The sequence below is a fragment of the Rhizobium sp. L43 genome (assembly GCF_002531725.1).
GTDB lineage: Bacteria > Pseudomonadota > Alphaproteobacteria > Rhizobiales > Rhizobiaceae > Rhizobium.
On sequence record NZ_NWSQ01000006.1, the window covers coordinates 162,912 to 188,085 of the forward strand.

The following is a 25,174-nucleotide window of genomic DNA, read 5'->3' on the forward strand; positions in this document are numbered from 1 at the left end:
ACCATATATCGTCGCCGATCTTCATCAATACTCTGAATGGGTGAAGGATGGCGTTCGGCGCTAATCCTTTGTGATGAAAAGAAGATTCTAATCGGAGAAAGCAGAGCGATCTTCTTCGGAAGATGCTTCGAGGTCGGCATTATAAAAGTAGCTGTCGATCGGTTTGGGGCGTGAACCGGACCCAATGCATGGCCTGGAAGACGATCGTGAGGATATCCAGCACCGTATGGAAGGTGATTCGCGATTGCTGTCAGGCCGGCGCCGGTTATTGTGGCGAGGGTTTCATGCGCCATGGAGATTTTGGATGACCGGTTCGGCCCGGAATTTTCTGGAGTTTCACGATATTCCGGAGGCCGGGCTTCGGTCGATTATCGCTCGCGCCGGCGAGCTCGCCAAAGCCTGGGATGAGCGCGCCATGCCGCAGAGCCTTGCGGGCAAACGCGTCGCGCTGATTGCCGACGACGGTGGCTGGCGCAATACGAGTGCCTTCGATCTCGGCATCCAGGCGATGGGCGGTATCTGCGCGCATGTGCCGATCGGCTTCAATGTCAGGGAGGAGACCGGCGACCTTGCGGGTTATCTCGGCAACTGGTTCGACATGCTGGTGATCCGCACGAAAGAGCTTACGACATTGAAGGCCGTAGCGGCGGTCTCGCCGGTGCCTGTCATCAATGCGCGCACACGCTCCAACCACCCTTGCGAGACGCTCGGCGACCTTGCCTATATCAACAGCCGGCGCGGCTCGATCGAAAGGTTGAAGGTCGTTGGCGTGGCGGCGGACGCCAATATCCTGCGCTCCTGGGCCGAAGCGTCGATCGCGTTGCCGATCGAGGTGGTGCAGGTCTTTCCTGAACGCTGGCATATCAGCGACGCCGCGCTGCTCAACAGGTGTTTTCGCGTGAGCACCGATATGGGCGAGTTACTGGATGCCGACATCGTCATCACCGATTCATGGCCGGGTGACGCTATTGGCGACGCGCTTGCCGGCTACCGGATCGGGAGCGATCTGCTCGATCGGCTGCGGGAGGATGCGATCTTCCTGCCATGCCCGCCGGTTCGGCGCGGCGAGGAGGTGACGGCCGAAGCGATAGAGCACCCGCGCTGCCAAAGCCGCGCCGCCAAGGCCTTTCTGCTGCATGCGCAAAATGCGCTGATGGAGTGGGTCATCGCCTAGAGCCTTTCCGGGTTAGATTGCAGCATTCTGTTGGCTCAAACGGAGTCGGATGGTCGACGGGCCGGCGCGCGTCGTAGCCCAGTTCTACGGCCAAGCCGGCCGGTCGATCAGCCGGCCCGTTTCAGCCAACTCGAAGGGCCGGGCATCTTTCCGCCAGGATCAAAGGCGATCGGCTCGGACGTACCTGGGGGTATGCCCTTCGCCAATCGCCTTTGCCCTGACGAAAACCTGCTCCGGCAGAATGCTGCAATCTAACCCGGAAAGGCTCTAGATCCGGTTGCTCCTCCCGGCATGCTCAGGCATTGTTGCGGCATGAGGAGAGTTTTCATCTTGCTGCTGGCGTTCTGGCCGGGCTTTGCGCTCGCCGATCAGACCTTTTATCCGGCAAAGTCGGGCAATGCCGATGCGGCGGTGCTGACGGTTTATTCCTCGCTCGACGAACCCTTGGCGCAGCCGATGATCCGGGGTTTCCAGGAGGCCAATCCCGACGTCGCGGTCAAATACGAGGACATGTTGACCGGCGATATCTACGACCGGATCGTCAAGGAGACGGATGCCGGCAAGAAGACGGCGGATTTCGCCTTTTCCTCGGCGATGGATCTGCAGGTGAAGCTTTCCAATGACGGATATGCGCAGGTCAGCAACCTGCCAATGAGCGCCGCCTGGCCGAAATGGGCGAACTGGCGCAACACCGCCTATGCGCTGACCTTCGAGCCGGCGGTGTTCGTCTATCACAAGCCGAGCTTTGTGCATGAGCCGGTGCCGAGTTCGCGGGCGGAATTCGTCGACTATCTGAAACGCAAGGGCAATGCGGTTTATGGCCGGATCAGCACCTACGATATCGAGCGCTCCGGGGTCGGCTTTCTGTTCATGGCGCGTGACCAGGAGCAATTCGGCGATATCTGGTCGGTGATCGGGGCGATGGGGGCTGCCGGCGTCAAGCTTTATTCGACGAGTTCGGCGATCCTCGAGCGTGTTGCCGATGGCCGCTTCGTGCTCGGCTACAATATTCTCGGCTCCTATGCGGCCGACTGGGCCTCGCGCTATCCCGATGTCGGCATCGTGCTGCCGAAGGACTATACGGTGGTGATGTCGCGGATCGGCCTGGTGCCGCAGGCGGCCGCCGAGCCGGAGCTCGGTCGGCGTTATCTCACCTTCTTCATGTCGAGGGAAGGACAGACGATCATGGCGCGCGAGCTGCAGATCCCGGCGGTCAGTCCCGAGGTGGCGGGGGAAAATACCGCCAATACGCTGCAGGAACTGCTCGGCGCCCAACTGCGGCCGGTGCCGGTCAGTCCCGGGCTGATGGTCTATCTCGACCAGGTGAAACGGGCGCGGCTGATCGCGCACTGGAACGAAGTGCTGCGGGCGCAGTGAAGAGCCTCAGCTTTCGGCTGATTCATCCTTTCCGCAAGGGTCGGCGGCGTAAAGCCAGTATTCGTAAAACATCGGCTTACCAACCGTGAACGGATCTTCGCCCTGCCAGGCGCCGATGGTGTAGTCCGCGCAGCCGACGGCCTGCGCGCGTCCGTCGGGAAGCTGCATCAGGAAAGAGACTGCCGGAACCTTTGTGGTCAGCTTCAGTCCCTCAGGCAGGCCGAGGACGGGCGAGCGGAAAGGAACCGGCCCGGGATGTGCGTCCACGCCGATCGCATATCCCGCCTGGCGCAGCGGGTCGGGGAAATATTTGTGGTCGATCAGATCGCCGTCGAAGCGGATGTCGAGTTCCTGCCAAAGCCTGGTGAAATGCTTGCCTTCGAGCGAGCTTTCATCCTGTCCCTCCTTCGGCACGCTCTGCCAGCCTGCACCAAAGGGCACGGAATCCTCCGGCGTCGACAGGCCGGCCGCGCCGTAATAGCCGATCGCATTGTTCAGATGGTGAAACTGGCGGAAGCGGTTGCGCTTGCTGATCGGCCCTCTCAGCATCCATGAATTGTTGAAGACATAGTGCGGGCCGGCGGCTTCGTGCTTTTTGGGAAATTTGAAAAGCTGGCCGAAATTGCGATCGTCGTCATCAGGGCCGGGGCGGTGTTGGTTCCAGCCGAGATTGCCGTAGATGTAGAAATAGCCGGATCGGCGCATCTCCAGCGAAAAAGGCATGTAGCAGTCGACGAACTTGTTGCCGCGCACGGTCCAATTCCAGGCATAGTCCTCCGCCTCGAGGGCGTTGTCCCGAATGCGGACGAACCAGTTGTTCTCAATGACGATGTTGCGGCAGAAATCCTCCACCGTGGAATCGGACGCATCGTTGAAGAAATGGATGCCGTTGAAGGCATCGAGAATGACGTTGCCGCGCAGGACGACATAACCGGCGATGGTCCAGGCCCTGAAGAAGTCGCCGTCAAAACCGCGCTCGTCCTTTTCGACGTTCACGCGGCTTTGGGTGTCTTCGAGATTGCCGTGGACCTGGCCCCAGTAGGTTTTTCGCCAGAGCCTACAATCCTCGGGATCGAGCGCGGCATCGACCGCATCGACCTGGCGTATCGTGGCAAGGTCCGCCTCGCCGTGAGACTGCAGATCCTGTATCCAATCGCAATCTTCAATCAGCAGATGGCGCGTATAGGCTCCGGCTGCGCCGATGGCGATCGTGCTGCCGCGAATATGCAGGCGACGGAGCGTGATGTGCTGGCAGTTGTCGAGATAGATGGCGGTCGGCCAGCAGCCTTCGAACGTGAGATCCTCAATGACGACCCACTGGCAATTGCGCAGCATCAGCGCTGCGTTGTCGGCGATGTAATAAATGCCGGGGAAACGGCCATTGGCTTCCTGCACGGCGGAGAGGCGGTTGGCGGTGTCGCGATAGTCTTCATAGCTTCTGCCGCCGTCGATGACGGCACAGGCGCCGCCAATCACGACCGGCTGCTGTTGGGAGCCGCTGAGCGAGGAGAGCACGAGCGGCGTTGGGTATCGTCCGTTTTCCAGCGTCAGGGCCGCGCCGGGACGCAGCGATCGGATGTCGTCGTAAATCCGGCCGGGATTGGTATGCAGGCAGCGCGACATATCGTTTCCTCGGAAGATCGGCGAAATAAAGCTCTGCAGAAATCGAGATACGGGAAAGCAAAACCCTGAATTGATCAAAGTGTAATTGACTTGGGGCCGGGGTTGCAAGGAATTAAACCACAGGTATTGAGAGCAATGCAGGCTCCGGAGGTCGGCTCGGGGGCTTGGCCAGTTGAAGCCTGCAATTGTCCTCGGCGGCGGCCAACGCCCGTGAATGCAGCCGTGTAGGGCCGGCTTTAGCCCGCCACCCGCCAATTACGGCAAAAAAGTGTCCTGTGCTTCTGGATATCTCGCCGATGTCAGCTAAATGACAGCTTGTTGTGGTCGCTTTGGCTACTTCTTCTCCGTGGAGGCGGAGAGCTGAAGCTTTGGGAGGTATTCCGCTCGTCATTCAGGACATTTGTGTCCGCTGATCAGCCATTCCTCCCGATTCCCTGGAGAATAACAGGCGGTTTGCTCAGCCGCCCACGGAGGACACATCGTGAAGCATACATTCATCGCAACCCTTCTTGCAGCTGCTATCGCGCTGCCGGCCTATGCGGCCGACTACACCATCATCGCGCCTGCTGCTCCGGGCGGCGGCTGGGACCAGACGGCCCGTTCGCTGCAGACCGCATTGCAGCAGGAGAAAATCTCCGGCAACGTGCAGGTCCAGAACGTTCCAGGCGCCGGCGGCACCATCGGCCTTGCACAGTTCAGCAGCCAGGCTGCCGGCAATCCGAACTCGCTGATCGTCGGCGGCTATGTCATGGTCGGCGCGATCCTGACCAACAAATCGCCGGTGACGCTCAAGGACGTTACGCCGATCGCCCGCCTGACCGGCGAATATGAGGCTGTCGTCGTTCCCGCTTCCTCCGAGATCAAGACCATGGCCGATCTGGTTGCGGCGCTGAAGAAGGATCCGGGTTCGGTTTCCTGGGGCGGCGGTTCGGCCGGCGGTACCGACCACATCACGGTCGGCCTGATCGCCAAAGCCTCCGGCGTCGATCCGACGAAGATCAACTATGTCGCCTTCTCCGGCGGCGGTGAGGCGCTCGCCGCCATTCTCGGCGGCCAGGTCACAGCAGGCGTCTCGAGCTACAGCGAGTTCGAATCGCAGGTGAAATCCGGCACGCTCCGTCTTCTCGCCGTATCCAGCGACAAGCGTATCGACGGCGTCGATGCCCCGACGCTGAAGGAAGCCGGCACCGACGTCACCATCCAGAACTGGCGCATGGTTGCCGCTGCTCCCGGGTTGTCGGCTGATCAGGTCGCGGCCGTCACCGCCGATTTCGAGAAGCTGCACAACTCCGCCACCTGGCAGGAAACGCTGAAGACCAAGGGCTGGGCCGACACCTATCTGTCCGGCGACGCCTTCAAGGCGCAGCTCGAGAAGGACGTCTCCGCCACTGAAGGCATTCTCAAAGATATCGGACTTGTTCAATGAGCGAGGATAACCCCTCCTCGGCAACCGAGCGCCGCCCTGATTGGGCGGCGTTCATCATTGCCGTTTTCCTCTTCGTCGTCGCCGGCGTGATGGCCTGGGATGCCCTGCATCTGAAAACCATTGCGCAGTATGACCGCATCGGTCCGGCGACCGTGCCGCAAGTGGTGGCGTTCGGCCTCTTCTGTCTCGGGATCTGGACCGCCTTCGAAGCCTGGCGCGGCGATTTTCCGGAACGTGACCGGCAGGAAGTCGCACCCGTCATCTGGATTGTCGCCGGTCTCGCCGGCCAGATGCTGCTGTTGCGCGTCGCCGGTTTCTCGATTGCGACCGGCATCCTCTTTGCGCTGACGGCACGCGGCTTCGGCAAACGCAAGCTATGGATCTCGCTGCCGCTTGGCATCGTCTTCAGCTTCGTCGTCTGGGCGATCTTCTCGCAGCTGCTGCAACTGACGCTGCCGGCCGGCCCGCTCGAACATCTGTTCTTCTGACCGCGCGGACGCGCTGTCAGCTCTTTTGATTTTGCGCGGCGCCTGACCCCGAAATCGGATGGTCGGGAACGCCGCTTGGGACACCAAGATGAGCACATTCGAATTCCTATGGCAGGGTATCCTGGTTGCGATGCAGCCGATGAACCTGGTTTATGCGCTGGTCGGCGTGACGCTCGGCACCGCCGTCGGCGTGCTTCCCGGCATCGGCCCGGCACTTACCGTGGCGCTGCTGTTGCCCGTGACCTACAAACTCGATCCCGGCGGCTCGCTGATCATGTTTGCCGGCATCTATTACGGCGGCATGTATGGCGGTTCGACGACCTCGATCCTGCTCAACACGCCGGGTGAAAGCGCCTCGATCGTCACCGCGCTCGAGGGCAACAAGATGGCGCGCGCCGGGCGCGGCGGACCAGCGCTGGCGACAGCGGCGATCGGCTCCTTCGTCGCCGGCCTGATCGCGACGCTCGGGCTTGCCTTCATCGCGCCCTATATCGTCAAGCTGGCGCTGGTCTTCGGGCCGCGTGAATATTTCGCGCTGATGGTGCTTGCCTTCGTCACCGTCTCCTCAGCCTTCGGCGATTCGGCTTTGAGAGGGCTGACGTCGTTGTTCATCGGTTTCGCGCTCGCCATGGTCGGTATCGATCAGCAGACCGGGCAGGCGCGGCTTTCCTTCGGCATTCCCGACCTGCTCGACGGTGTCGAGGTGACGACGCTTGCCGTGGCGATGTTTGCGATCGGCGAGACACTTTATATCGCCGCGCAAGGCAACCGGATCGCCGAGAAGGTCGAGGCGGTCAAGGGTTCGCTCTGGATGACCGCTGAGGATTGGGCGCGTTCGTGGAAGCCCTGGCTGCGCGGCACGCTGATCGGTTTCCCGATCGGCGCGATGCCGGCGGGCGGCGCCGAAATCGGCACTTTCCTCTCCTATGCGACCGAAAAGCGGCTGGCGAAGAATCCGGAGGAATTCGGCCATGGCGCAATCGAAGGCGTGGCCGGTCCCGAGGCGGCGAACAACGCGTCGGCCGCCGGCACGCTGGTGCCGCTTCTGACACTCGGCCTGCCGACGACGGCGACGGCGGCGATCATGCTGGCCGGTTTCCAGCAATACGGCTTGCAGCCGGGGCCGCTGCTGTTTGCCACCAATCCGCAGCTCGTCTGGGGACTGATCGCCAGCCTGCTCATCGCCAATGCGATGCTGTTGGTGCTGAACCTGCCGATGATCGGGCTCTGGGTGCGGTTGCTGACCATTCCCAAGCCGTGGCTCTATGCGGGCATCCTGCTGTTTGCGACGCTTGGAACGATCGGTGCCAATCCGTCGGTGTTCGAGCTCGGCATGCTGCTCACCTTTGGCTTGCTCGGCTATGTGATGCGGCTCTTCGGCTATCCGATCGCGCCCACCGTTGTCGGCCTGATCCTCGGTCCGCTTGCCGAGCAGCAGCTGCGCCGAGCGCTGGCGATCAGCCAGGGCGATGTGACGACGCTTGTCATGTCGCCGATCGCGGCGGGTCTGCTCATCGTTGCGGCGGCGGCCTTCCTCATCCCGCTGATCCTGCGGCTGCGCGGCCGCGGCCAGGTGCTGTCGCAGCTGGCGGCAAACGAAGACTAAAAAGACGACCTTACCCCTGCCTCGCGGCCGGCCATGGAGACATGCGCCGGCCTCTTCTTTTTGCATGGCTGCGGTGATTTTACGTGCATTGTTGCGGCGCGCTCGGGTGCCCACCTATGGGTGGTCAATCATAGAGTGAGAGAAGAAGACAATGTCCGCTATCCGCAGTTCAATCCACACCGGTTTCCTTGGCCGCGCATTTGCTGCGCTCGGCGCCGCAAATGCCGTCAGCGCCGCCGTTGAAGCCGGCCGCCGCCCGCGTGCCCGCGACCTTAAGGAACTCGGCATCGACCCGGCATCTTTCGGTCAGGTCATCCGCTAAAATCTTCGATGCATGCATGCATGAATGAATTAGCCCGCAACCGGATGGTCGCGGGCTTTATTTTTCTGAAGGGGTGCCGCAGTGCCGAGCACCGCGGCCTGTAACATCAGGCGTGAAGCTCTTCCTGTGCGGCGGCTTGATCTTCTACCCGCTCACGCTTGTTGTGGCGGATGGACGACCAGAGCGACAGGCCGATCAAGGCCGCGCCGCCGAGGCCGGTGATCACCTCGGGGATGTGCACCAGGGTCTGCGCATACATGATCACCGAGAGGATCAGGATGGCGTAGAAGGCGCCATGCTCGAGATAGCGGTATTCCGCAAGCGTTCCCTTTTCCACCAGCATGATCGTCATCGAGCGCACATACATGGCGCCGATGCCGAGGCCGATGGCGATGACGAAGAGGTTCTGTGTCAGCGCAAAGGCGCCGATGACGCCGTCGAAGGAGAAGCTGGCATCCAGCACCTCCAGATAGATGAAGGCGCCGAGACCGCCCTTGGCGGCAGCGCTCATCGTCTTTTGCGAGGCATCGAGCAGTCCGCCGACCACTTCGACCGCGAGGAAGGTGAGCAGGCCGTAGATGGCGCAATGGACGAACACGGTGGCTTCCTCGCCGCCGATCAGCCAGGAGAAAACCAGCATCAGCGCCAGTACGAAGGCGATTTCGATGCCCTTGATGGTGGCCGAACGCGCCATCACCCTTTCCAGGCCCGGAAGCCAGTGGATTTCCTTCTTGTGGTCGAAGAAATAGTTGAGGCCGACCATCATCAGGAAGGTGCCGCCGAAGGCTGCGATCGGCAGATGCGCATCGTTCATGATGCGGGCATATTCGGCCGGCTCGCGGGCGGCAAGCACCAGAGCGTCCCAGGGGCCGATCTGTGCCGCGATGGCGACGATCGCCAGCGGGAAGACGATGCGCATGCCGAAGACGGCGATGATGATGCCCCAAGTGAGGAAGCGCTTCTGCCAGACCGGCGTCATCTCCTTCAGCTTGTTGGCATTGACGATGGCATTGTCGAAGGACAGCGAAATCTCCAGCACCGCAAGCACGGTGCAGATGAAGAAGACGGTTGCCATGCCGCCGATCGTGCCTGTGGTCTGCCAACCGAGCACGGCGCCAAGAACGAGGCCGAGGGCAGTGACGATGAAGGCCCAGCGGAAATAGCTGAGCGAGGATGGGGTCGCGGGCTGGTTCATGGCCGCACCTCGCGGCCGCAAATCGTGTTGACGAGGGTGGTTAGATCGGAAAGATGCGGCACGCCGCCACGGGCATGCGGGTCAGGCATGGTGAGCTTGTTCATCGATGAAAAATCCGCCGGCTAAGCTGCAGGCGGTACCGACATCACGAGAGCGCCGTTAAAAACTCTCGCCAGAGGGGCCCGGCACCAAAGTTCCCCGTCAGCCGATGTCTGGAAGGCTGCGGGATACGCCCTAGGTAATGAACTTCCCCAGCCAGTCAAGGCCGGCCGCCCTTCGAGATCAGGTGATTTTTTTGGGAACCATCCCGGTGCCTGCCCGTTTGGCTCTGGTTGAGCTTAAAAAAGGAGGCCGATGATGCACACTTCGACCCATATTCCCGACAAACGCACGGAGGCATCCGACCGCATGAAGCGGGCAAAGCCGAACCGCATGCAGAAGGCGCAGGTGCTGCCGCCGCATCATGTCGACCTGACGCTGACGCCCGGCGTCTATCACGACATTCACGTGCCGGCCCACGTTAGCGGTGCCGATCTTTCCAAGGGTGGTCCCGACATCAAAGGCAATACAGAAACCAAGAAATGACCAGCATTCGGGAAGCCTCTTTGAGGCGCGCCGACGCTCTAGATTCGAAACAGGGTGAGAAACATATGATGATCAACTTTGTGCCCCGCGAGATTTTCATTAGGCACGAAAACGAATGGCAGGCGGTCCGTGAGGCGGCGGACGAGCGCATCAATATCGGCAAACCCCAGAAACCGCTTGCCGCGTCCATCGACGGCACGGCAGCGGCTGGAAGAAACGATCCTTCGGTCGCATGCTCCGAATGAGCAACAGAGATTAACGCCGATACGGACGCCCGGCACGATGCCGGGCGTTTCGTTTTTATTGGTCTTTATCCCGATCGATACGCTGTCCGGAATTGTAGCCGAACCGTTGTTCGAGCTTACCGAAGGCGAAGAGCACGCAGATGGCCGCCAGCGTCGTGAAGAAGGCGATCGGCCAATAACCGAAGCCCATGGCGAGGCCGATCGCGCCGGAAAGCCACATGCCGGCCCCCGTCGTCAGCCCGTGCACCCGGCCTCTTGCAAAGACGATCATGCCGGCGGCAAGGAAGGCGACGCCGGCGGTTACGGCTTCGATGACGCGCAGCGGATCGATACGCACCTGCTCGTCATCGGAAAAACCCGGCATGTGCACGGCCTCGATCGAAATGATGGCGAAGAGGGCCGCGGCAAGACTGATCAGAATATGGGTGCGGAAGCCTGCCGGGCGGTCGCGGGCCTCACGCTCGAAGCCGATCAGCCCGCCGAAGACGATGGCGCCGAGCAGGCGGGCGAAGATGACGGGATAGTGGATACGCGACGCCGGTATTATGTCGGCGATGATCAGATCCATGGATTTCTCCCCAGAACATACGGAATTTTTCGCTGGCTAACGTATGGGCGCGGAATTTGTTCAGCTTTTTTCACTCAAAGACGTCGGTCGTCGCTCTCCCGCGGCGCGCGTCTTTTTTCGACGCAGGCCGGCGATCGCATGCCGTCGAACCAAAGATCGGGGATCAGGCATCATCCTGTTGCGGCGCCAACCTTTCAGAAAGGATTGGGCGGCGATAATTGCGGCCTCACGGGAATCGGACAGATGGCCAAGACAGCGACACGCGGCCGCCGCAAGGCGCCGGCGAGAGGAAAGAGCAAAGCGCGCAGCAGCGGCGGCGGATTATTGCCCTGGGCGGTGATCGGCATTGCAGCAATCGGCGGCATCTTTGCCCACGACAACTGGAAGAAGATCCAGCCGATGCTTGCAAGGCAATCGGCGCCGGTCATGCGGGAAACGGCGGAGCCGAAACCTCCCGTCAGGAAGGATGTGCCGCCGAAGCAGGTGGCGCTGGCCACACCCACGCCGAAAACCGCACCGCCGGCGCCACAGTCGCAGCTGCTGCCACCGGCGACGATCCCGACGCCGACCATCCAGTCGGTCAAGGCGGTGGCTCCGGCCCCTGCCGGCGTTGCGGAAACCGGGACGGTCGCCTTCGGCTATTGCGGGCAGGGCGCCCATATCAATTGCGTCGGCGACGGCGGCGTCTTCTGGTACAAGGGCGAGAAGATCGTCATCGCCGACATGGCAAGCCCTGTCGTCGACCAGGCGCGCTGTGACGGCGAGCGCCGGGTGGCCTTTGCCGCCAAGTCGCGTCTGCTCGGGCTCCTGAACGCCGGCCCCTTCACCATGAATGCGGCGGGCAAGACCGATCCCTCGGGCGCACCGCGCGTCGTCTCGCGTGACGGGCGCTCTTTCGGCGCGCAGCTGATCAATGAGGGGCTGGCACGCAAGCCGGGGGCTGCCGGCGGCGCCTGGTGCGCCTGAGGGACGGTGGCTATTTGCCCTTTTTCACGAGCTTGCCGCCGGTGCGGAAGCTGCCGGTAAAGGAGGAATCCTTGCTTTCGGCCGTGCATTCGATCGCGATCGGCTTGCCGGAATAGGGATTGCCGAAGGTGCAGAAGCCGGCGACCTTGACCTCCCCGGTCATCTTGTTGCCGACACCCGTGGTGACGAGGCTGAGCGGCAGGCGGGCATTGCCGTTGGAAGCGGGCTTGATGCCGCTGCCATCGCCCTGGAAGCCGAGCGCCTTGCCATCCGAAGTGAAGATGAAGGTCACCACGCCGTTGGCCAGCGTGACGCTGGCAAGCTCGTTCTTGCAGCCCTTGGTGGCGTCGAACTTGGCGACAACAAGCTTGGCGCATTTGCCGGAAAGCGTAATGACGCCGGGCGCGCCGGGGAACGTCTCGGCAGGAGCAGCCGGCGCTGCCGAGGCCGGCAAGGCGAGGGCGGTGGAAAAAATTGCGGCGGCAACAAGCGCGGATAATTTCATTTCGATCTCAAACCCCATGTCCTGGCGCCACGTCATGGCCCCATATCCTGGCGAAGCGAATCAGTGCCTCAGCCTCGGTTCGCCATGGCATGGTTCTGTGTCCGAATTTGGCTCTGTTGTCGACGGCACCGGGATTTCGTCGACGGCCGGATCGGCGATCGGTGGCGGATGAGCGGAAGGTTTGTTGAACTGACGGGATACAAGGCCCAGATGGCATGCCTGATATCGACAACGAACCGATGTGACATGACGGTGGCAAGGCGCTCATCGAGCGCCTGCCGTCTTGACCGTATTTCTGGATTGGACGCACTTCTGGTCAAGGGGAATGGGCCCAGGCAGGGAAGTCCAGGCCCATTCTTTCCCGATCGGAGGTCAAGTCAGATCAGGAATTTGCAGCCGCCGGCCCACAGCGCCGCGCGTCTTTGCAGATGCGCAAAGAACGCTGTGGTTGATTGCCGGCAGCCTTTTATTAGAACGAGCGCTGCAGGCGGAAGTAGCCCGAGGTCACGTCTGTCGCATTGTCCGGATCGAGGTACTGAACCGAAACCTTTGCGGAGAAGTTGTCAACGATCTGGTAGTCGATCGTTACGCCGGCCTTCCAGGCGTTGACGTCATCGTTGAACTCGCCGGCAGTGATGCCGTAGTTGTCGTAGTACTGAACAGCCGGGGTGATCTTCAGCTTGTCAGTCGCCTTGATGGCGTATTCGGCAGCGATCGCCCATTCAGCCTTGTTGTAGTAGGCGTTCGGGTTGCTGGCGTAGACAACGGCGAGGCCGAGCGTGCCCGGACCGACAGCAACCGTACCCATAGCACGGACGGCGCCTTCTTCGTTGTCGGTGTCGTAACCGGCAGTGATCTGGTAGCTGAATGCACCAGCCTTGCCGCCGAGGCCGATGGCAACGCCGACGTTGTTGGCGGTTTCGCCATTGTAGAACGGGCTGTCTTCCAGCTCGTCAACGCTGATGCCGGCGTAGAAGGCGTCGGTTTCGTACTGATAACGCAGCGAGTTATGCAGCGTGACCGGAGAACCGATATCGTCGGTTTCGCCGGAGAGGCCGTCGTCCCACCAGCTGTAGAACAGACCGGCGCGGAAGCCGGCGATGTCGAGGTAAGCCGAGTCGAGCTGGGCCTTCTGAGCCGAAGCGTTGTCAGCATTGAACTGCATGACGATGACGCCGGTCAGCGGACCGTACTCGGTGTCGCTCTTGGCGGTGAACTGAACCTGGCCGCGCGTACGTGCGTCCCAATCCGAATCGTTGGCGACAGAACCGCCGCCGCCGGCGCCGATCGAGCTGGCGTTCGGAGCAACGTCAACCTGGAAACGGATGTAGCCGTTGATCTTCAGGCAGGTTTCGGTGCCCGGGATGTAGAAGTAGCCGGTGCCGTAAGCGTCGCAGACGCGGACGTATTCAACCGGTTCCGGCTCGGCGGCAACGATAGCGTCAGCAGCCTGGGCGCCGGAAACTGCTGCGAGAGCAGCAGCGGAGCCGAGAAGAAGGCTCTTGATGTTCATGGAATAACCTCCAGTTCAGATGCAAGAGGATGAAGACCGTTGCCATCGGCAGTCCCTACGATCTTCAACCCGTGTGACCGAAGCGGCACCTTTTTGGCTCGGTGCCTGCCTCGCCGCGGAACTTACACAGGGGATGTTGCGCCGCAATAATGATCTCGATCATGACAGCAGGCCGGCATAGCTATGTTGCTGAAATAACACGCGTTTTGTCACAAACTCGTCATCTGTCCGTCACAAAACGGCCCTTCCGGACGGGTGCGCAACGAGGGGCTGAACGCTCGGCGGCGGGGATGCAATTGATGCTCGAATGAGTGCATCCTCATATACGAGCATGCCATAACTGCCATCTGCTGCGCGAGTCGGAGGGAGGCAAACAGCCGGGCTGCCTGGACATGCCGATCGATTGGAGCAGGGAACGAATCTGAACGATCGCGACACGCTCAGACGGGGACAGCCTCGCTAGGGATTTTTGAAGTCGTCCCAGAGGATCGCTATCCCAGCCGCAAATATCGTCACCGGGATCAGCCAAATCTTGATGCTGATGGGTTCCACGACATGAAACTGCATATAGCCGAAACCGAAGAGGCCAGCTCCAACCACGGTGAGGCCGCGGATTATGGATATCGCTTTACGTGTCCGCGTCCGTTGCGTCATCCGTCCCCTGTCTCCCACGTGGATGGTCATCCTGCAGCCGCTTGAAGTCCGACCCGGTCTGGTCTGAGCCAATCACGCGCAAGCCCCTTGCGCTGCCAAGGAGCGGATTCGGGCGCCTGCCCGTCTCGGCAAACGAAAATCCCCAGGTCGGGGATCTCTCAACGATGTCAGGGGGATCGGATGGTGGGCGTGACAGGGATTGAACCTGTGACCCCTACGATGTCAACACGGTAGCTATCCCGGAATTACGGGATTGTGATGCACCGACGCCCCCCGAAAATCAAGCAAAAACCCCGCTTGAAGAGGGGAAGCTTGGGCATAGTTTGGGCCACGCCGACGGCGCCGTAAACGAAGCTGCGCTCTGGTTGAGCTTAAATTTTGACTCCATCCAAGGAAACCCGCTGGTCGCGCTGAAGGCTCGGTTCAACCTCACTATCCACGATGCCGTCGCCGCCAGCAAACGCGCTCACGGCATCCGATATGCGAGGGGCGGCGAATGAGCGATGTCCGAGAGAAGAACGATATCGCCATTGCCTACAAGGCGCTCTGCATCGCCAACGGCTTGAATAACACGGAACGCCTTGTCGCCGCGGCGATTCTCAGCCACTACAGCAAACGCGATGGTCGCTGTGATCCAGGCATTGATCGGCTCGCGCGGATGTTGTCGATCGATGAAAGATCCGTCCGCCGGGCAACCAATGCAATCTGCAGTGAACGGTGTGGCCTTTTCGTCAAGAAGAGCCACGGCGGCATGTCCGGCCGAGCCAGCTATATTCCTCAATGGGACAACTTTCGGGAGATCGTCACGGATTGGGACCGGCGTATGGCGTCGGGTTCCGGACCTGAGAAATGCTGGAAAGGCGACCGGACAAATATGTCCGGTTACGACGATGATGAACCGGACATTTCTGTCCAAGCTACCGGGCAAAAATGTCCGGTAGAACCGGACAGAAATGTCCGGGAAACTAATATTATAAACCCATTTGAAGAACCCATATCTCTCTCCGATGCCGTTGAGTGTGTCTCTGGTGCAGATTTGCTTGGGAGGAAGGAGAAGGCGGAAAGCGATCGAAAACACCAATCGATTGAGACCGAAACTCACGCCCCGGTTGAAGAGAGGCGAACCAACTGGCACGCGGCCTCCGCCGCGATCTGGGAAAGCATCAGGCGGTTAAACGGCGACGATGCTGCCGCCGTCTGGGCGTTCGCCTCGGAACTCGGCGAGCGCAGCCGCGGCATGCGCCAAGTCATCCGCGCTGAGATTGCGTTCGCTGGAGCGGGTCTTCGTGAACTCCGGAGGCTGATGATCCTGCATCGCCTTGAGGGAAGCAACGATCATGCTGCATCGATGCACTGAGGGCCTAATATGACGACGGCGCCCTATCATCCCCTGCAGGAGCTTTCCCGGATACTGGCCGCGCAGCCTGGCGACGAGGCGGCGGCGCGGATCGGCGCTGCCGTGCAGCGCGTGCTCGACGGCGACGAGGACAGCCTTGATGCGGCGCTCAGCGAGGGGCGGGGCTGGCGGAGCTGGCGGTCGGACCTGGCGCGGGCCGAGCGCGACAGGTTGATCTGTGAAATTGAGGCAGAATTCTTTGCAGATCGGCCGACTCGGGAGGCTGCCAGGGAAATCGCGAAAGGGCTCGATCGGTTCCACTCAGGCGTGGACTGGCGCCGTTTCAGAAACGCGGAGACCAACCCTTTTCCACAGGGGCTTAAGGCGAAATTCTGGTTAATTCTCAAAGCGATAGATAGGCCGCTTAGCGCCGCCAGAATACGAGATCTGCTGGCTGGTGGAGGTGGCCTTTCAACCAGCCAGCAGATCTCGGATGATTTTTCCAACGACACCTAGAAAGGGATTTCTCCACCATGGCAACCATCATCGACGGCGAGGTGCTATCCACTGGCATGCCGACCTCCGACGGCGAATACCACGCAGGCCCGAAATCCTATGTAGAGGATGAGGCGCTATCCGCCGACGTGCGCAACAAGCTCGATGCGCTGCGGGAGCATGTCGATGCTCTGCACGCGGATTATACCCGTTTGTCAGACAAGATGTTTGAGGCAGGCAAGGAACATTCCGACGCTAAGTTGCAGTTTCAGATAATTACCGATCCTTCGGTGGCGATGCGCTATGGCCAGGCCTTTATCTATGAGGAAGACAGCCCCGTCTACAAAAGTCGCAAGGGGGCCTTTGACGAAAAAGCGAAGAAACATCGCGACAGCATCGCAAAAACAGAAGCTGCCGGAGAGCGTTATCACGGGCCAAAGGCGCTCCTGAACAAAGTCGAAAAGTACATTCAGAAACACGGCGCGCGGCGAGCGAGGCCATGGGCTCCGGTGGAGACGGAGGAGAAGGAGGCAGTGGCGGCTGGCGCACTCAAGCCTGCGGCAAAGCCAGCAATCAAATTTCCCGCTGTCGATCGCCTGCCGGCGGAAATCGAGAAGTTCCGTAACGAAGGGGCCACGCTGCGCGCGGACCGTCATGAGATCCTGTCTGCCGCTTTCCCATCGAGCGAAATTTTCCCGCGTATGAAAGCCGAAGTCGAGGAGCTGGCGCGCCTTGGAAGGCCGAATGTCCTGCAGCTCATCGACCATGGGCCGACTGCAGGGATTATCTGGCCGAATTACGAGACGATCACGCGCGGCGCAGGCATCGGTGTGCGGCTTCCCGGCGACATAGGCTTCACGCGCGCTGTCGATGCGCCGCACCTGCCGTTGATTGCCTGGATGTTTAAGGACCAACTCCTGAAGGCGCTCGAAGCGGAGCTCACCGAATTTTCCGAAGACGCACACGCGCTCTCGACTGAAGAGCGAGTGGCGAAGCTCAAGGATATCGACGCCCGCATTCTCGCAAACCAGCGCATCGAGGCTGCGCTGGTGGACGCGTCTGGCGGGGCAATCGAACATCGCGCAGACATCGACCCACGCGCCTTTCTCGGCGTCGAAGGGCCGGATCCGCACGAAGATTGAGGTTCATGGTGGGGAGGTTTCCCTGTTTCCCTCCCCACACGTCCAGCCGGCGGTGACGTGGCCAAAACAACACCGGCAATTGGCGCTCATGCCTCCTTTCGAGTGAGCCAATTGAGACGAGGGCGGCGGTTCTTCGAGGCGCCGCCGCCTTCGGTCAACTGTCGGTCTGGTCTCCCGGACAAGCGGGTCCTCCCCAGGCGATAGCGCAAAGCGGGTAAGGCGGCAGCGCAGGCGATTGGGCTGCGAAGGGCGTGAGATGGGTGATTGATGTCCTTGTTGTTGTTGTTTTGAAAGCGGGAAAGCGATGATGACCGAAAACGAGATTGAGGCGCTGTGCAAACGCTATCCATTGCCCGAGGGCGTCGAGGATTGCGTCCTGTCACGCGAAGAACTGGCGGAAACGCTCGAAACGTCGCTCAACACTGTTACATCCTGGCTGTCGAAAGGCATGCCTATGGTCCAAGAGGGCGGCAACGGCAAGGCATACGAGCTGCAGCTCTCGGCGTGCTTTGCTTGGCGCCAGGCGCAGAAGGCGGACGAGGATCTTCGCTCCGAGAAGGTGAAGCGGGCGCAGGCAGCGATGCGCCTGGCGCTGGTTGGCGGTTCGGCCGGCGAGACGATCGAAGCGCTCGATCCGAAGACGCGCCGCGAAATCATTGCGGCGCAAATTGAGCAGGAGCGCTTCCAGCGGGATCGCAACCAGCTGATGCGCCGTGATGATGTGCAGGAGACCTTCGAAGTCGTCTTCGGCATCATTCGCGACCGGATGAACGCCGCACCGGATATCATCGAGCGGCGCAGCGCGCTCGCCGAGCACCCGAAGATAGTAGATGACCTGTTGGACACCTGTGACGACGTTGTTTCCGACGTACGCAACGCGATCGACCGCTTTTGGCGGGAGCGGCCGATGCGAGAAGGAGTCGCGGAAAAGTCTGACCTCTTCGATGCGCACGCGGGCACCTCGGAAAACCACTAAGGACGAAAAGGAACGAAAGTCATGACACATGAGATCCGGCGCGTGCTGCGCGCCTTCGCCTCCCAGGCTTGGTTTATCGAACCTCGCAAGGCCGAGGAGATCGTCGGAATGCTGGAGCTACGCGCGGCGTTCGGCCCGCGTGCGGAGGCGTACCGCGAAAGTGCCGCGCCGCGATCGTCACAGGGCGCCGCACCGGGACCCGTCGATGTCCTCAACCTGTTTGGGATCATCTGCCAGCGCGCGACGGCGCTTGACGACGTTTCGCAACAGACCGTCTCGCTCGAGCGGTTTCAAAGAGACTTCCAGGCTGCGGCCGCGCGGCCGAACAACGCGGGCATCATCCTCAACATCGACTCGCCGGGAGGGAACCTCGATTTCGTGCCGGAAACAGTCGCGATGATCCGCAAGGCGCGGCGCAATGGTCGACCGATTGTCGCGGTGGCCAATACCTACGCCGCCTCGGCCGCCTACTGGATTGCTTGCGGTTGTGATGAGATCGTCGTCACGCCGTCGGGCGAGGTCGGCTCGATCGGCGTCTACATGGTCCACCAAGATGTGTCGGCGGCCGCCGAAAAGGAAGGCGTACGGATAACCTTCGTCAAGGAAGGACCACGCAAGACTGAGGGCAACCCGTTTGAGCCGCTCTCCGATGAGGCGCGAGGTGCGCTGCAGGAGCGTGTGAAGGATGGTTACAGCATGTTCGTCGCCGATGTCGCGCGCGGGCGGGGGGTGTCGCCGAACGTCGTTCGGGCAGATCCTGAAAAAGGCGGAAAGCATTTCGGCGGCGGCCGCATGTACGGAGCAAAGAAGGCTGTCCAGCTCGGCATGGCCGACCGCGTGGCGACACTCGACGAGACGGTTGCCCGCCTGAAATCCCTCAAGGCTGCCGGCGGCAAAACGGCGGCCCAAGTCAGAAGCCCCACATTCTGGTGAAGCGGGGTTAATTACCAATGATCGACAGACGCGAACAGATTCTCGCTCGCCTGGTGGCGGTCGGCGCCGCGGTCGAAGGCGTCGAGGAATGGTTTGTCGTGACCAAGGAATGGTTCGTCGCTACCGACGACGAGCTGGTTGCCGGCAGCGATCTGATTTCGACCACGCCAGGTGTCGTGACCATGACACCAAAAGCCTATGCAGTCGTCGCGAACTGGGCGGATGTCAACCAGGTCAGGGCGGGGGTGATCAACGCGATCGAGACCGACGCTCAGTTGAAGGCGCTGACGAAAGATGGCCAAGGCGGCCAGTTTCAGGATGTGCCCTCAGAGCGATCGGGCGGCCACTCGATATTTGGGGATCATCTCGGTGGGCTGGCCTTCTCGTTTCATTTCGTCCTGAAACCTGCCCCTCCGGTTTTAACGCTAATTCAAGGTGGATTGATCAATGGCACGTAAGACGATCAAACAGCGCATCTCCCTCGACGGCGGCAAGGAAGTCAAGGCGCAGCTCAAGCAGCTCGGCGATGCCGGCGAAAAGGCGTTCGACAGGATCAGCAAGGCGGCCGCCCAGGCGGATTTCGCCAAGTTCGGGCAAAGCCTCAATGCCTTCGGCAATAGCCTGCAGGCTGCGGGGCGGCGCCTGGCGCTCGCCTTTGCCGGGGTTGCGACGGTGACGACAGCCGCGGCCGCCGGCCTCACCAACATCGCCAAGAGCGGCGCCGATGCTGCCGACGCTGCCGGCAAGGCAGCCCAGGCGGCCGGTTTGCAGATCGACGCCTATGGCCGCCTCGCCTTCGCCGCCGAGCAAAACGATGTGGCGGCCGAGGCGTTCGGCGCGGCGATGTCGAAGCTCAACAAGGCGCTTATAGAAGCAGCGGCCGGCGGCAAGGATGCGCAGGCCAAGTTCTCCTCGCTCGGCGTATCGATCAAAGATGCGCAGGGGCGGCTGCGGCCGACCGAGGCGATCGTGCAGGATCTCGCCGGCGCGTTCGCGAAGCTGCCGGACGGCGCCAGGAAGTCAGCGCTGGCGATCGATCTGTTCGGCAAGTCCGGTGCATCGCTGATACCCTTCCTCAACTCTGGCAAGCAGGGGCTGATCGACACGGGGGTGCAGGCCGAAAAGCTCGGCATCGTCTTTAGCGACGCGCAGAAGGAAATCGGCGACGCCATGGGCGACACGCTGTCTGAGGTTTCCCGCGCCAGCCAGGGGATCAGCAACCAGCTCGGCCTGCTGTTCGCACCGACGATCACCGCCGCGGCGGCGCGGCTGCGCGACGTGCTGATCGCAAACCGCGACGCGATCCTCGGCTTTGCCCGCAGCCTTGCCGATACGGCACTGCCGATCGTCCAGGATTTCATCTCGGCGCTTGCCGGCGACGACAAGGCGGTCAGGAACATCTGGATCCTCGAATGGCGCGATGCGGTCGTTAACTTCGGCAAATCGGCCAAGGCCGCGATCACCGATATCTTCGTGCCTGCCATGCAGGCCTTCAAGAAGGTGCTCGACACGGCGGCCGATGCGATGCGAAGTTTCACCGGCATCAACATCGACGGCACGATGCTGGCGATCGCGCTGGCTGTGGGCCAGGCAACCGGCGCCTTCCGTGTGCTTTACACCGCGATCATTCTGGCGAAGGACGCGCTGCTGCTCCTGATGCGCAATCCGATCCTGGCGGCGGCCACGGCGGTCGCCGCCGGCATCGCGCTCTGGGCGACGCGGACCGATGCCGCGACGGCGGCGATGCAACAGCATGAAGGCGTCGTCGCCCGCGTTGAGGAGGCCTACCGACAGGCCGGCCTTGAGGTCGCCAAGATGACGCAGGAGGTGCGGGACCGACTGCTGCTGGAAGCGCGTGAGTCTCTCGACAAGTCGGCGAAGGCTCTCGCGGGTGTGCTCAAGGAAGCGGGCGCTGGTCTCAAAAATTTTGATGGCCTGATCAATCGGCTTGCCGACCCTATGTTCGACCTGGTGCGCCAGTTTCAGGCCGGCGCGATTTCGGTTGAGGATTTCCAGAAAGGTATCAGCCGTCTCGGTGCTGCCGACCCGCGCTTGAGTAAGTTGGCTGGGCAGATGCTGCAGGCCACCGACGGCGCCGCAAAACTGAGCGCCTCGGTTCGCAAGGACAGTGACACGATCGCGCTGCTCGAAGGCAGGATGACCGACGCGGCGTTCCGGGCCAAGTATTTTGCCGGCCAGCAGAAAGTCGTTGCCGATGCCACTGCCGATGCCGGCCAGAAAGTGGCCGAGACGACGAAGAAGGTCGAGGCGCTCGGCAAGACGATCACCGTTCATTCCTCGGACGGCGGCAAGCCGGTGCAGCAGACATTCGACCTGGTCGACGGCGTCGCCAAGGCGGCCGATGCCAGCAAGCAGTCGCTCGACGGCGTTTCGGAGAGTGCCGCGAAGGCCGGCGAGAACGTCGCCAAGGTCAATGATGACGTTTCGAACCTGATCATCCATGTGCCCGACGAGCTGAAGGGCCAGCCGACCGTCGCCGATGCGATGACGCAGGGGCTGTCGGATGTTCCTGCTGCGGCGAAAGCGGCGGCCGACGGCGTGATTGCCGAGGTTTCCAGAGTGCCGCAGGCGGTGTCGGGGGCGATCTCGGGCGGCGTCCAGCAGGGCCAGGGCGGCGCCGGCGGCACCGATGGCGCCGGTCAGCAACAGGCGCAGCCGACGGGCGGCATTGCCGATACGCTGGCCAAGCCCTTCGAAGAGGCGCGCGACCGGATCGCGGCGGCTCTCGTCGCCGTGCCAGTGTCCGTCACCACGGCGCTGCAGACTGTCCAAACGGCGGCGGCCGAGGGTGGCGCCGCGCTCGGCGATTCTCTGGTTTCGCCGTTCGAAAATCTGGCGACGAAGATTGCCGAGATCTTGGAGCGCATGACCTCGGCCGTCCGCTCTCAGTTCGACGCGATGCTGGCCTCGGTGCGCTCGACGGTGGCGCAGCTGCAGAGCGCCGTTGCGACGCTGGAATCCTTGGCGGCGCGGGCGGAGGCGGCAGCCACTAGGGCGAAGGCAGCGTCGTCGAATGCCGGCAATGGACTGGCGACTGGCGGCTTTGTCGGGCGATTTGCGAGCGGCGGCCGCGTGAGTGGTCCCGGCACGTCGACCAGTGACTCGATACCGGCCCGGTTGTCCGTCGGAGAGTTCGTGGTCCGGGCGCGCGCGGTGCGGAGATACGGCTCCAGGCTCTTTGCATTGCTCAACGGCATGCGGCTGCCGCCCGACTTGTTCGATGGCCTGAAGCTTGCAGGTGGCGGGTTCGTCTCCGGGCTGACCAGCGGAATGAGTATGCCGCAACTGGTGCCGGCCTTTGCCGAGGGCGGGGCCGTGGCAGCATCTGGCGGGCGGCCGATAAACCTCACGATTGCGAACCAGACCTACCAACTGATGGCGCCTGAGGATGTCGCCGACCGCCTGGCGAAGCATGTGGCCCGACAGGGCCTGCGCAGTGCCGGCAAGAAGCCGAGCTGGGCATAGCGGGGCTGATCTGCAATGACCCTTTCGAAATTGAGCAAGCTCACGCATCCGTTCTATATCCGCGGCGCCGAGCTGACGGCCCGGGCGTTGACGATCGCCGATTCAAAACGGCTGGGGCGGCGTTTCCCTCACCTGGATCTGGTGAAGGTCTTGGGGCGGGAAGAGGTGCCGGGAATGCCGCTTGTTTCGACCTCGCCGGCATCGCGACACGCCCTGGTCGCGACCTGCCTCGGCCATGGCGGCGATCCGGCGCAGGAGGCCGCGGTTGACCGGCTGACGCGGGATGAACAGGCTGAGATTATCGGGGCGGCGCTCGACCTTACGTTAAAAAACCTCGATCTGAAGATACTCAAGGAGTGGCGCAACGGAAGGAAGAGAATCCGATTGCGAGGCGTGAAGCTCGAGGTCAGACCCTTGTCACCTCAACTGGCGATGGCGCTGGTCCGCCGCTTTCCAGATTTCATGTGCTTCCTGGATGAAACCATTTCGACCGACCAGCTGCTCGACAGCTCCGAACCGGCTCTGAATGCCCTTATCGCGGCCGGCCTTGGACGTGCCGGCGACCCTGTAGAGGAGGAGGCTGCTTCGCGGCTCACGATGCTGGAGCAAAGCGCAATCATCGTTTACATGTTCGGCCTCGCGCCGGAGGCGCCGGGAGCGCCCGCGCGGCTCTCAGGGCTAAATTAGGAAATTAGCGTCGAGACGCAAAAAAGGTTTTCGTCTCATACCTTTTTTCGTCGCCCGAAAACCGTTGATGACGAAAACGGTTTCAGGCGGAAAACCGCCGCAAATGTCCGCGCTTTGGAAATTTGCAGAAAGCGTTCTCGGCTGAAACGCTTTTCGGCGAGACGAGCGGACCCGAAACTAACGCCTACTTTTTCCTCAAGGCCTCGACTATCAGCCGGTTCGCTTCGCTACCGGGTAAAGCCTGCTGTGGTGGCCCGACTGGTTCAAACGCGGTGTAAAACCATTTCCAGGCCTCCGAACTAGAAAGGCGGCCGTCGATATTGAACGGGTTGATTTCTGCGATCAGGAAATTTGAGTAGCCAAAGAGCGGCTCGAAATGCGCACGAAGCTCGCCGATCGGGTGAGCGCTCGTCAGGCAGTAGACGCCTGGAAGATAGTTCCAATACTTGAGCAAATAAGGGCTGTTAAGGATCGCTCCATTCACTCTCGAAATTTCTAGGCCGGGAGCGAAGAAGGTCAGAATGTAGGCTTTAACCTCCATGGGCTTTTTCCTCCGTATTTTCCGGTAGATAAGTGTTTTTCACTTGCTCCGCTTGCAGATCTAAAACCGGAATATCGCTGCCTTGCTGGCCTAGTAGCTCAATCCGACGTGAATCGATCCTGAACTCTTCCGACTGAAGGCGATCGGGTTCTCGGAGCGCAAAATACATGTAAGCGAGAAGGACATAGACCAGGAGGCCAATTGCCGAATACACAAGCAAAGTCCGCATGTCAGGCATGAGATATGCGCCGATGATAGTGAAAGCGAAGGATGGAACCGCTATCCACAGCAACGGGGAAAGAATGCTCTTTGTACCCATCCTTTCGACTGCCGAAGCGTATGTTGGAAAACTAAACGAAGAGCGCTCTTCCGTCACCTGTTACCTCCCTTACTGTGCCCGACCTATGCACTCTTGGGTTTGGATTTCTCGGCTCTCGCATACACCGCTTCGCGCCGTTGCTTTGCCCGCTCTCGCACCTTCTCCAGGTTCTTCTGGCCGCTCAATTTGAGTTCCTCATCGCGCAGCCGCCCTGCGGTTTCCCGGTCCAAATCTCGCGAGTGACCAGCCCGCTTTTCCTTGAAGAGGGCCTCTTCATGTCGCTGCCTCAGCGTCGTCACTTCCGCGCCGGCGAGGTCGCCAAGCTGGCGCGCAGTCTCCCGGATCTCGGCCGGGATGTTGTCCACATTTAGAATAGACTTTGCGAACTGGCCGAGCTGGACAACCTTGCTGTAGTACAGCAGAAAGTCGACATCCTGCTGTTGTCTCAACTGCTCGAGGCGTTCGGAGAGGTTCGTGTTTTCCTCAGTCGTCGCCAACACCTTGCTCAGCGTTGTCGTGTATTCCGACGTTTCGTCATAGGCCGCCATCAATATCTGAATTGCGCGCTCGTCCATTTGGCGATCGTTCATTGCCGCGTCCGCCATTAGGGCGTTCCAGAGGTCCCCAGGCAAGTCCAGCCTGAGTGTATCGGCGGCCTCGAAAGACGACGCCAGGCGCTGGACGATCTCCGAGTTCATCGATCGCCCGCTAACCTCTGCGGCGGCTCGAATCCTGTCACGCATCCCATCGGGAAAACGAAGGATGAATTGATCTGCGCCTCGGCCGGGTCTGCTCTCTGCCATGGTTTTCCCCAAAGTTTTCCGTATCACTGTGATACGACGGCATTGACGTCAATCGCTTCACCGTGATATCACATTCACCGTGATATTATCCATGGGAGGGTTCGGTGATACAGCAGAGCCGCACTTCAGAGCAATATCCTCTTCGGTTGCCGAGCGATCTTAGAGCCCAGATCAAAACTTCCGCTCAGCGGAACGGACGGTCGATGAAT

Annotated in this window: 26 protein-coding genes and 1 tRNA gene; 17 read left to right on the forward strand and 10 right to left on the reverse strand. The window is 61.2% G+C overall.

Annotated features, from left to right (window positions below):
• Window positions 1–304: 304 nt before the first annotated feature.
• Window positions 305–1,174, forward strand: coding sequence for an ornithine carbamoyltransferase (locus tag CO667_RS09995; protein ID WP_097618234.1), 870 nt, complete (start codon window positions 305–307; stop codon window positions 1,172–1,174).
• 330 nt (window positions 1,175–1,504) lie between these two features.
• Window positions 1,505–2,551 carry an ABC transporter substrate-binding protein gene (locus CO667_RS10010; protein ID WP_097618235.1) on the forward strand — a complete coding sequence of 349 codons (1,047 nt, stop codon included), beginning with the start codon at window positions 1,505–1,507 and terminating at the stop codon, window positions 2,549–2,551.
• Between the two features lie 6 nt (window positions 2,552–2,557).
• Here CO667_RS10010 and CO667_RS10015 read toward each other — a convergent pair whose 3' ends face one another.
• On the reverse strand, window positions 2,558–4,174 hold the full coding sequence (locus CO667_RS10015) for a right-handed parallel beta-helix repeat-containing protein (protein ID WP_097618236.1): 1,617 nt from the start codon (window positions 4,172–4,174) through the stop codon (window positions 2,558–2,560).
• 481 nt (window positions 4,175–4,655) lie between these two features.
• Between CO667_RS10015 and CO667_RS10020 the strand changes: the two genes are divergently transcribed.
• The 4 genes from CO667_RS10020 to CO667_RS35335 all read left to right on the forward strand — a co-directional run bounded on the left by CO667_RS10020 (window position 4,656) and on the right by CO667_RS35335 (window position 8,016).
• Complete coding sequence (locus CO667_RS10020; protein ID WP_097618237.1) at window positions 4,656–5,600, forward strand: tripartite tricarboxylate transporter substrate binding protein; 945 nt, start codon at window positions 4,656–4,658, stop codon at window positions 5,598–5,600.
• On the forward strand, window positions 5,597–6,088 hold the full coding sequence (locus CO667_RS10025) for a tripartite tricarboxylate transporter TctB family protein (RefSeq protein ID WP_097618238.1): 492 nt from the start codon (window positions 5,597–5,599) through the stop codon (window positions 6,086–6,088). The genes CO667_RS10020 and CO667_RS10025 overlap by 4 nt, the downstream gene beginning before the upstream one ends.
• Window positions 6,089–6,176: 88 nt before the next feature.
• Window positions 6,177–7,694 carry a tripartite tricarboxylate transporter permease gene (locus CO667_RS10030; RefSeq protein ID WP_018243554.1) on the forward strand — a complete coding sequence of 506 codons (1,518 nt, stop codon included), beginning with the start codon at window positions 6,177–6,179 and terminating at the stop codon, window positions 7,692–7,694.
• 151 nt (window positions 7,695–7,845) lie between these two features.
• Window positions 7,846–8,016, forward strand: coding sequence for a hypothetical protein (locus tag CO667_RS35335; protein ID WP_097618239.1), 171 nt, complete (start codon window positions 7,846–7,848; stop codon window positions 8,014–8,016).
• 106 nt (window positions 8,017–8,122) lie between these two features.
• On the opposite strand, the gene CO667_RS10040 is transcribed toward CO667_RS35335, so the two are convergent.
• Complete coding sequence (locus CO667_RS10040; RefSeq protein WP_097618240.1) at window positions 8,123–9,211, reverse strand: DUF475 domain-containing protein; 1,089 nt, start codon at window positions 9,209–9,211, stop codon at window positions 8,123–8,125.
• A gap of 354 nt (window positions 9,212–9,565) precedes the next feature.
• On the opposite strand from CO667_RS10040, the gene CO667_RS10045 reads away from it, so the two are divergent.
• On the forward strand, window positions 9,566–9,796 hold the full coding sequence (locus tag CO667_RS10045; RefSeq protein ID WP_097618241.1) for a hypothetical protein: 231 nt from the start codon (window positions 9,566–9,568) through the stop codon (window positions 9,794–9,796).
• Between the two features lie 65 nt (window positions 9,797–9,861).
• A complete protein-coding gene (locus CO667_RS10050) occupies window positions 9,862–10,041 on the forward strand; it encodes a hypothetical protein (RefSeq protein ID WP_097618242.1) in 180 nt (59 codons plus the stop codon).
• Between the two features lie 55 nt (window positions 10,042–10,096).
• Here CO667_RS10050 and CO667_RS10055 read toward each other — a convergent pair whose 3' ends face one another.
• The gene (locus CO667_RS10055) at window positions 10,097–10,609 is read right to left on the reverse strand and encodes an MgtC/SapB family protein (protein WP_097618243.1); all 513 of its coding nucleotides are present in this window, start codon (window positions 10,607–10,609) and stop codon (window positions 10,097–10,099) included.
• A gap of 243 nt (window positions 10,610–10,852) precedes the next feature.
• Here CO667_RS10055 and CO667_RS10060 point away from each other — a divergent pair, with 243 nt between their 5' ends.
• On the forward strand, window positions 10,853–11,575 hold the full coding sequence (locus CO667_RS10060; RefSeq protein ID WP_097618244.1) for a hypothetical protein: 723 nt from the start codon (window positions 10,853–10,855) through the stop codon (window positions 11,573–11,575).
• Window positions 11,576–11,585: 10 nt separating this feature from the next.
• Here the strand turns inward: CO667_RS10060 and CO667_RS10065 are convergent, their stop codons facing one another.
• The 4 genes from CO667_RS10065 to CO667_RS35340 all read right to left on the reverse strand — a co-directional run bounded on the left by CO667_RS10065 (window position 11,586) and on the right by CO667_RS35340 (window position 14,519).
• Complete coding sequence (locus CO667_RS10065; protein WP_179874109.1) at window positions 11,586–12,080, reverse strand: hypothetical protein; 495 nt, start codon at window positions 12,078–12,080, stop codon at window positions 11,586–11,588.
• A gap of 469 nt (window positions 12,081–12,549) precedes the next feature.
• On the reverse strand, window positions 12,550–13,593 hold the full coding sequence (locus CO667_RS10070) for a porin (RefSeq protein ID WP_097618245.1): 1,044 nt from the start codon (window positions 13,591–13,593) through the stop codon (window positions 12,550–12,552).
• 459 nt (window positions 13,594–14,052) lie between these two features.
• Window positions 14,053–14,247 (reverse strand): hypothetical protein, encoded by a 195-nt coding sequence (locus tag CO667_RS10075; RefSeq protein WP_097618246.1) that lies wholly within the window; start codon window positions 14,245–14,247, stop codon window positions 14,053–14,055.
• A 181-nt stretch (window positions 14,248–14,428) separates the two neighbouring features.
• Window positions 14,429–14,519: transfer RNA gene (locus tag CO667_RS35340), tRNA-OTHER, on the reverse strand.
• Between the two features lie 224 nt (window positions 14,520–14,743).
• Between CO667_RS35340 and CO667_RS10080 the strand changes: the two genes are divergently transcribed.
• From CO667_RS10080 to CO667_RS10115, 8 genes are all read left to right on the forward strand, one after another.
• The gene (locus tag CO667_RS10080; protein WP_097618247.1) at window positions 14,744–15,604 is read left to right on the forward strand and encodes a hypothetical protein; all 861 of its coding nucleotides are present in this window, start codon (window positions 14,744–14,746) and stop codon (window positions 15,602–15,604) included.
• Window positions 15,605–15,613: 9 nt separating this feature from the next.
• A complete protein-coding gene (locus CO667_RS10085) occupies window positions 15,614–16,099 on the forward strand; it encodes a hypothetical protein (RefSeq protein WP_097618248.1) in 486 nt (161 codons plus the stop codon).
• 17 nt (window positions 16,100–16,116) lie between these two features.
• Complete coding sequence (locus tag CO667_RS10090; protein ID WP_097618249.1) at window positions 16,117–17,220, forward strand: hypothetical protein; 1,104 nt, start codon at window positions 16,117–16,119, stop codon at window positions 17,218–17,220.
• A gap of 307 nt (window positions 17,221–17,527) precedes the next feature.
• Window positions 17,528–18,196, forward strand: coding sequence for a terminase small subunit (locus CO667_RS10095; RefSeq protein WP_179874106.1), 669 nt, complete (start codon window positions 17,528–17,530; stop codon window positions 18,194–18,196).
• 21 nt (window positions 18,197–18,217) lie between these two features.
• A complete protein-coding gene (locus CO667_RS10100; protein WP_097618251.1) occupies window positions 18,218–19,129 on the forward strand; it encodes a S49 family peptidase in 912 nt (303 codons plus the stop codon).
• Window positions 19,130–19,146: 17 nt separating this feature from the next.
• A complete protein-coding gene (locus tag CO667_RS10105) occupies window positions 19,147–19,587 on the forward strand; it encodes a hypothetical protein (protein ID WP_097618252.1) in 441 nt (146 codons plus the stop codon).
• A complete protein-coding gene (locus CO667_RS10110) occupies window positions 19,577–22,615 on the forward strand; it encodes a hypothetical protein (RefSeq protein WP_097618253.1) in 3,039 nt (1,012 codons plus the stop codon). The genes CO667_RS10105 and CO667_RS10110 overlap by 11 nt, the downstream gene beginning before the upstream one ends.
• Window positions 22,616–22,630: 15 nt before the next feature.
• Window positions 22,631–23,302 carry a hypothetical protein gene (locus CO667_RS10115; RefSeq protein ID WP_097618254.1) on the forward strand — a complete coding sequence of 224 codons (672 nt, stop codon included), beginning with the start codon at window positions 22,631–22,633 and terminating at the stop codon, window positions 23,300–23,302.
• Window positions 23,303–23,486: 184 nt separating this feature from the next.
• On the opposite strand, the gene CO667_RS10120 is transcribed toward CO667_RS10115, so the two are convergent.
• From CO667_RS10120 to CO667_RS10130, 3 genes are read right to left on the reverse strand one after another with little or no spacing between them, the layout of a single operon-like run.
• Window positions 23,487–23,843 carry a hypothetical protein gene (locus tag CO667_RS10120; protein WP_097618255.1) on the reverse strand — a complete coding sequence of 119 codons (357 nt, stop codon included), beginning with the start codon at window positions 23,841–23,843 and terminating at the stop codon, window positions 23,487–23,489.
• On the reverse strand, window positions 23,833–24,219 hold the full coding sequence (locus CO667_RS10125; protein ID WP_143540708.1) for a hypothetical protein: 387 nt from the start codon (window positions 24,217–24,219) through the stop codon (window positions 23,833–23,835). Before CO667_RS10125 ends, CO667_RS10120 begins: the two co-directional genes overlap by 11 nt.
• A gap of 26 nt (window positions 24,220–24,245) precedes the next feature.
• Complete coding sequence (locus CO667_RS10130) at window positions 24,246–24,965, reverse strand: Arc family DNA-binding protein (RefSeq protein WP_097618257.1); 720 nt, start codon at window positions 24,963–24,965, stop codon at window positions 24,246–24,248.
• Window positions 24,966–25,174: the final 209 nt, after the last annotated feature.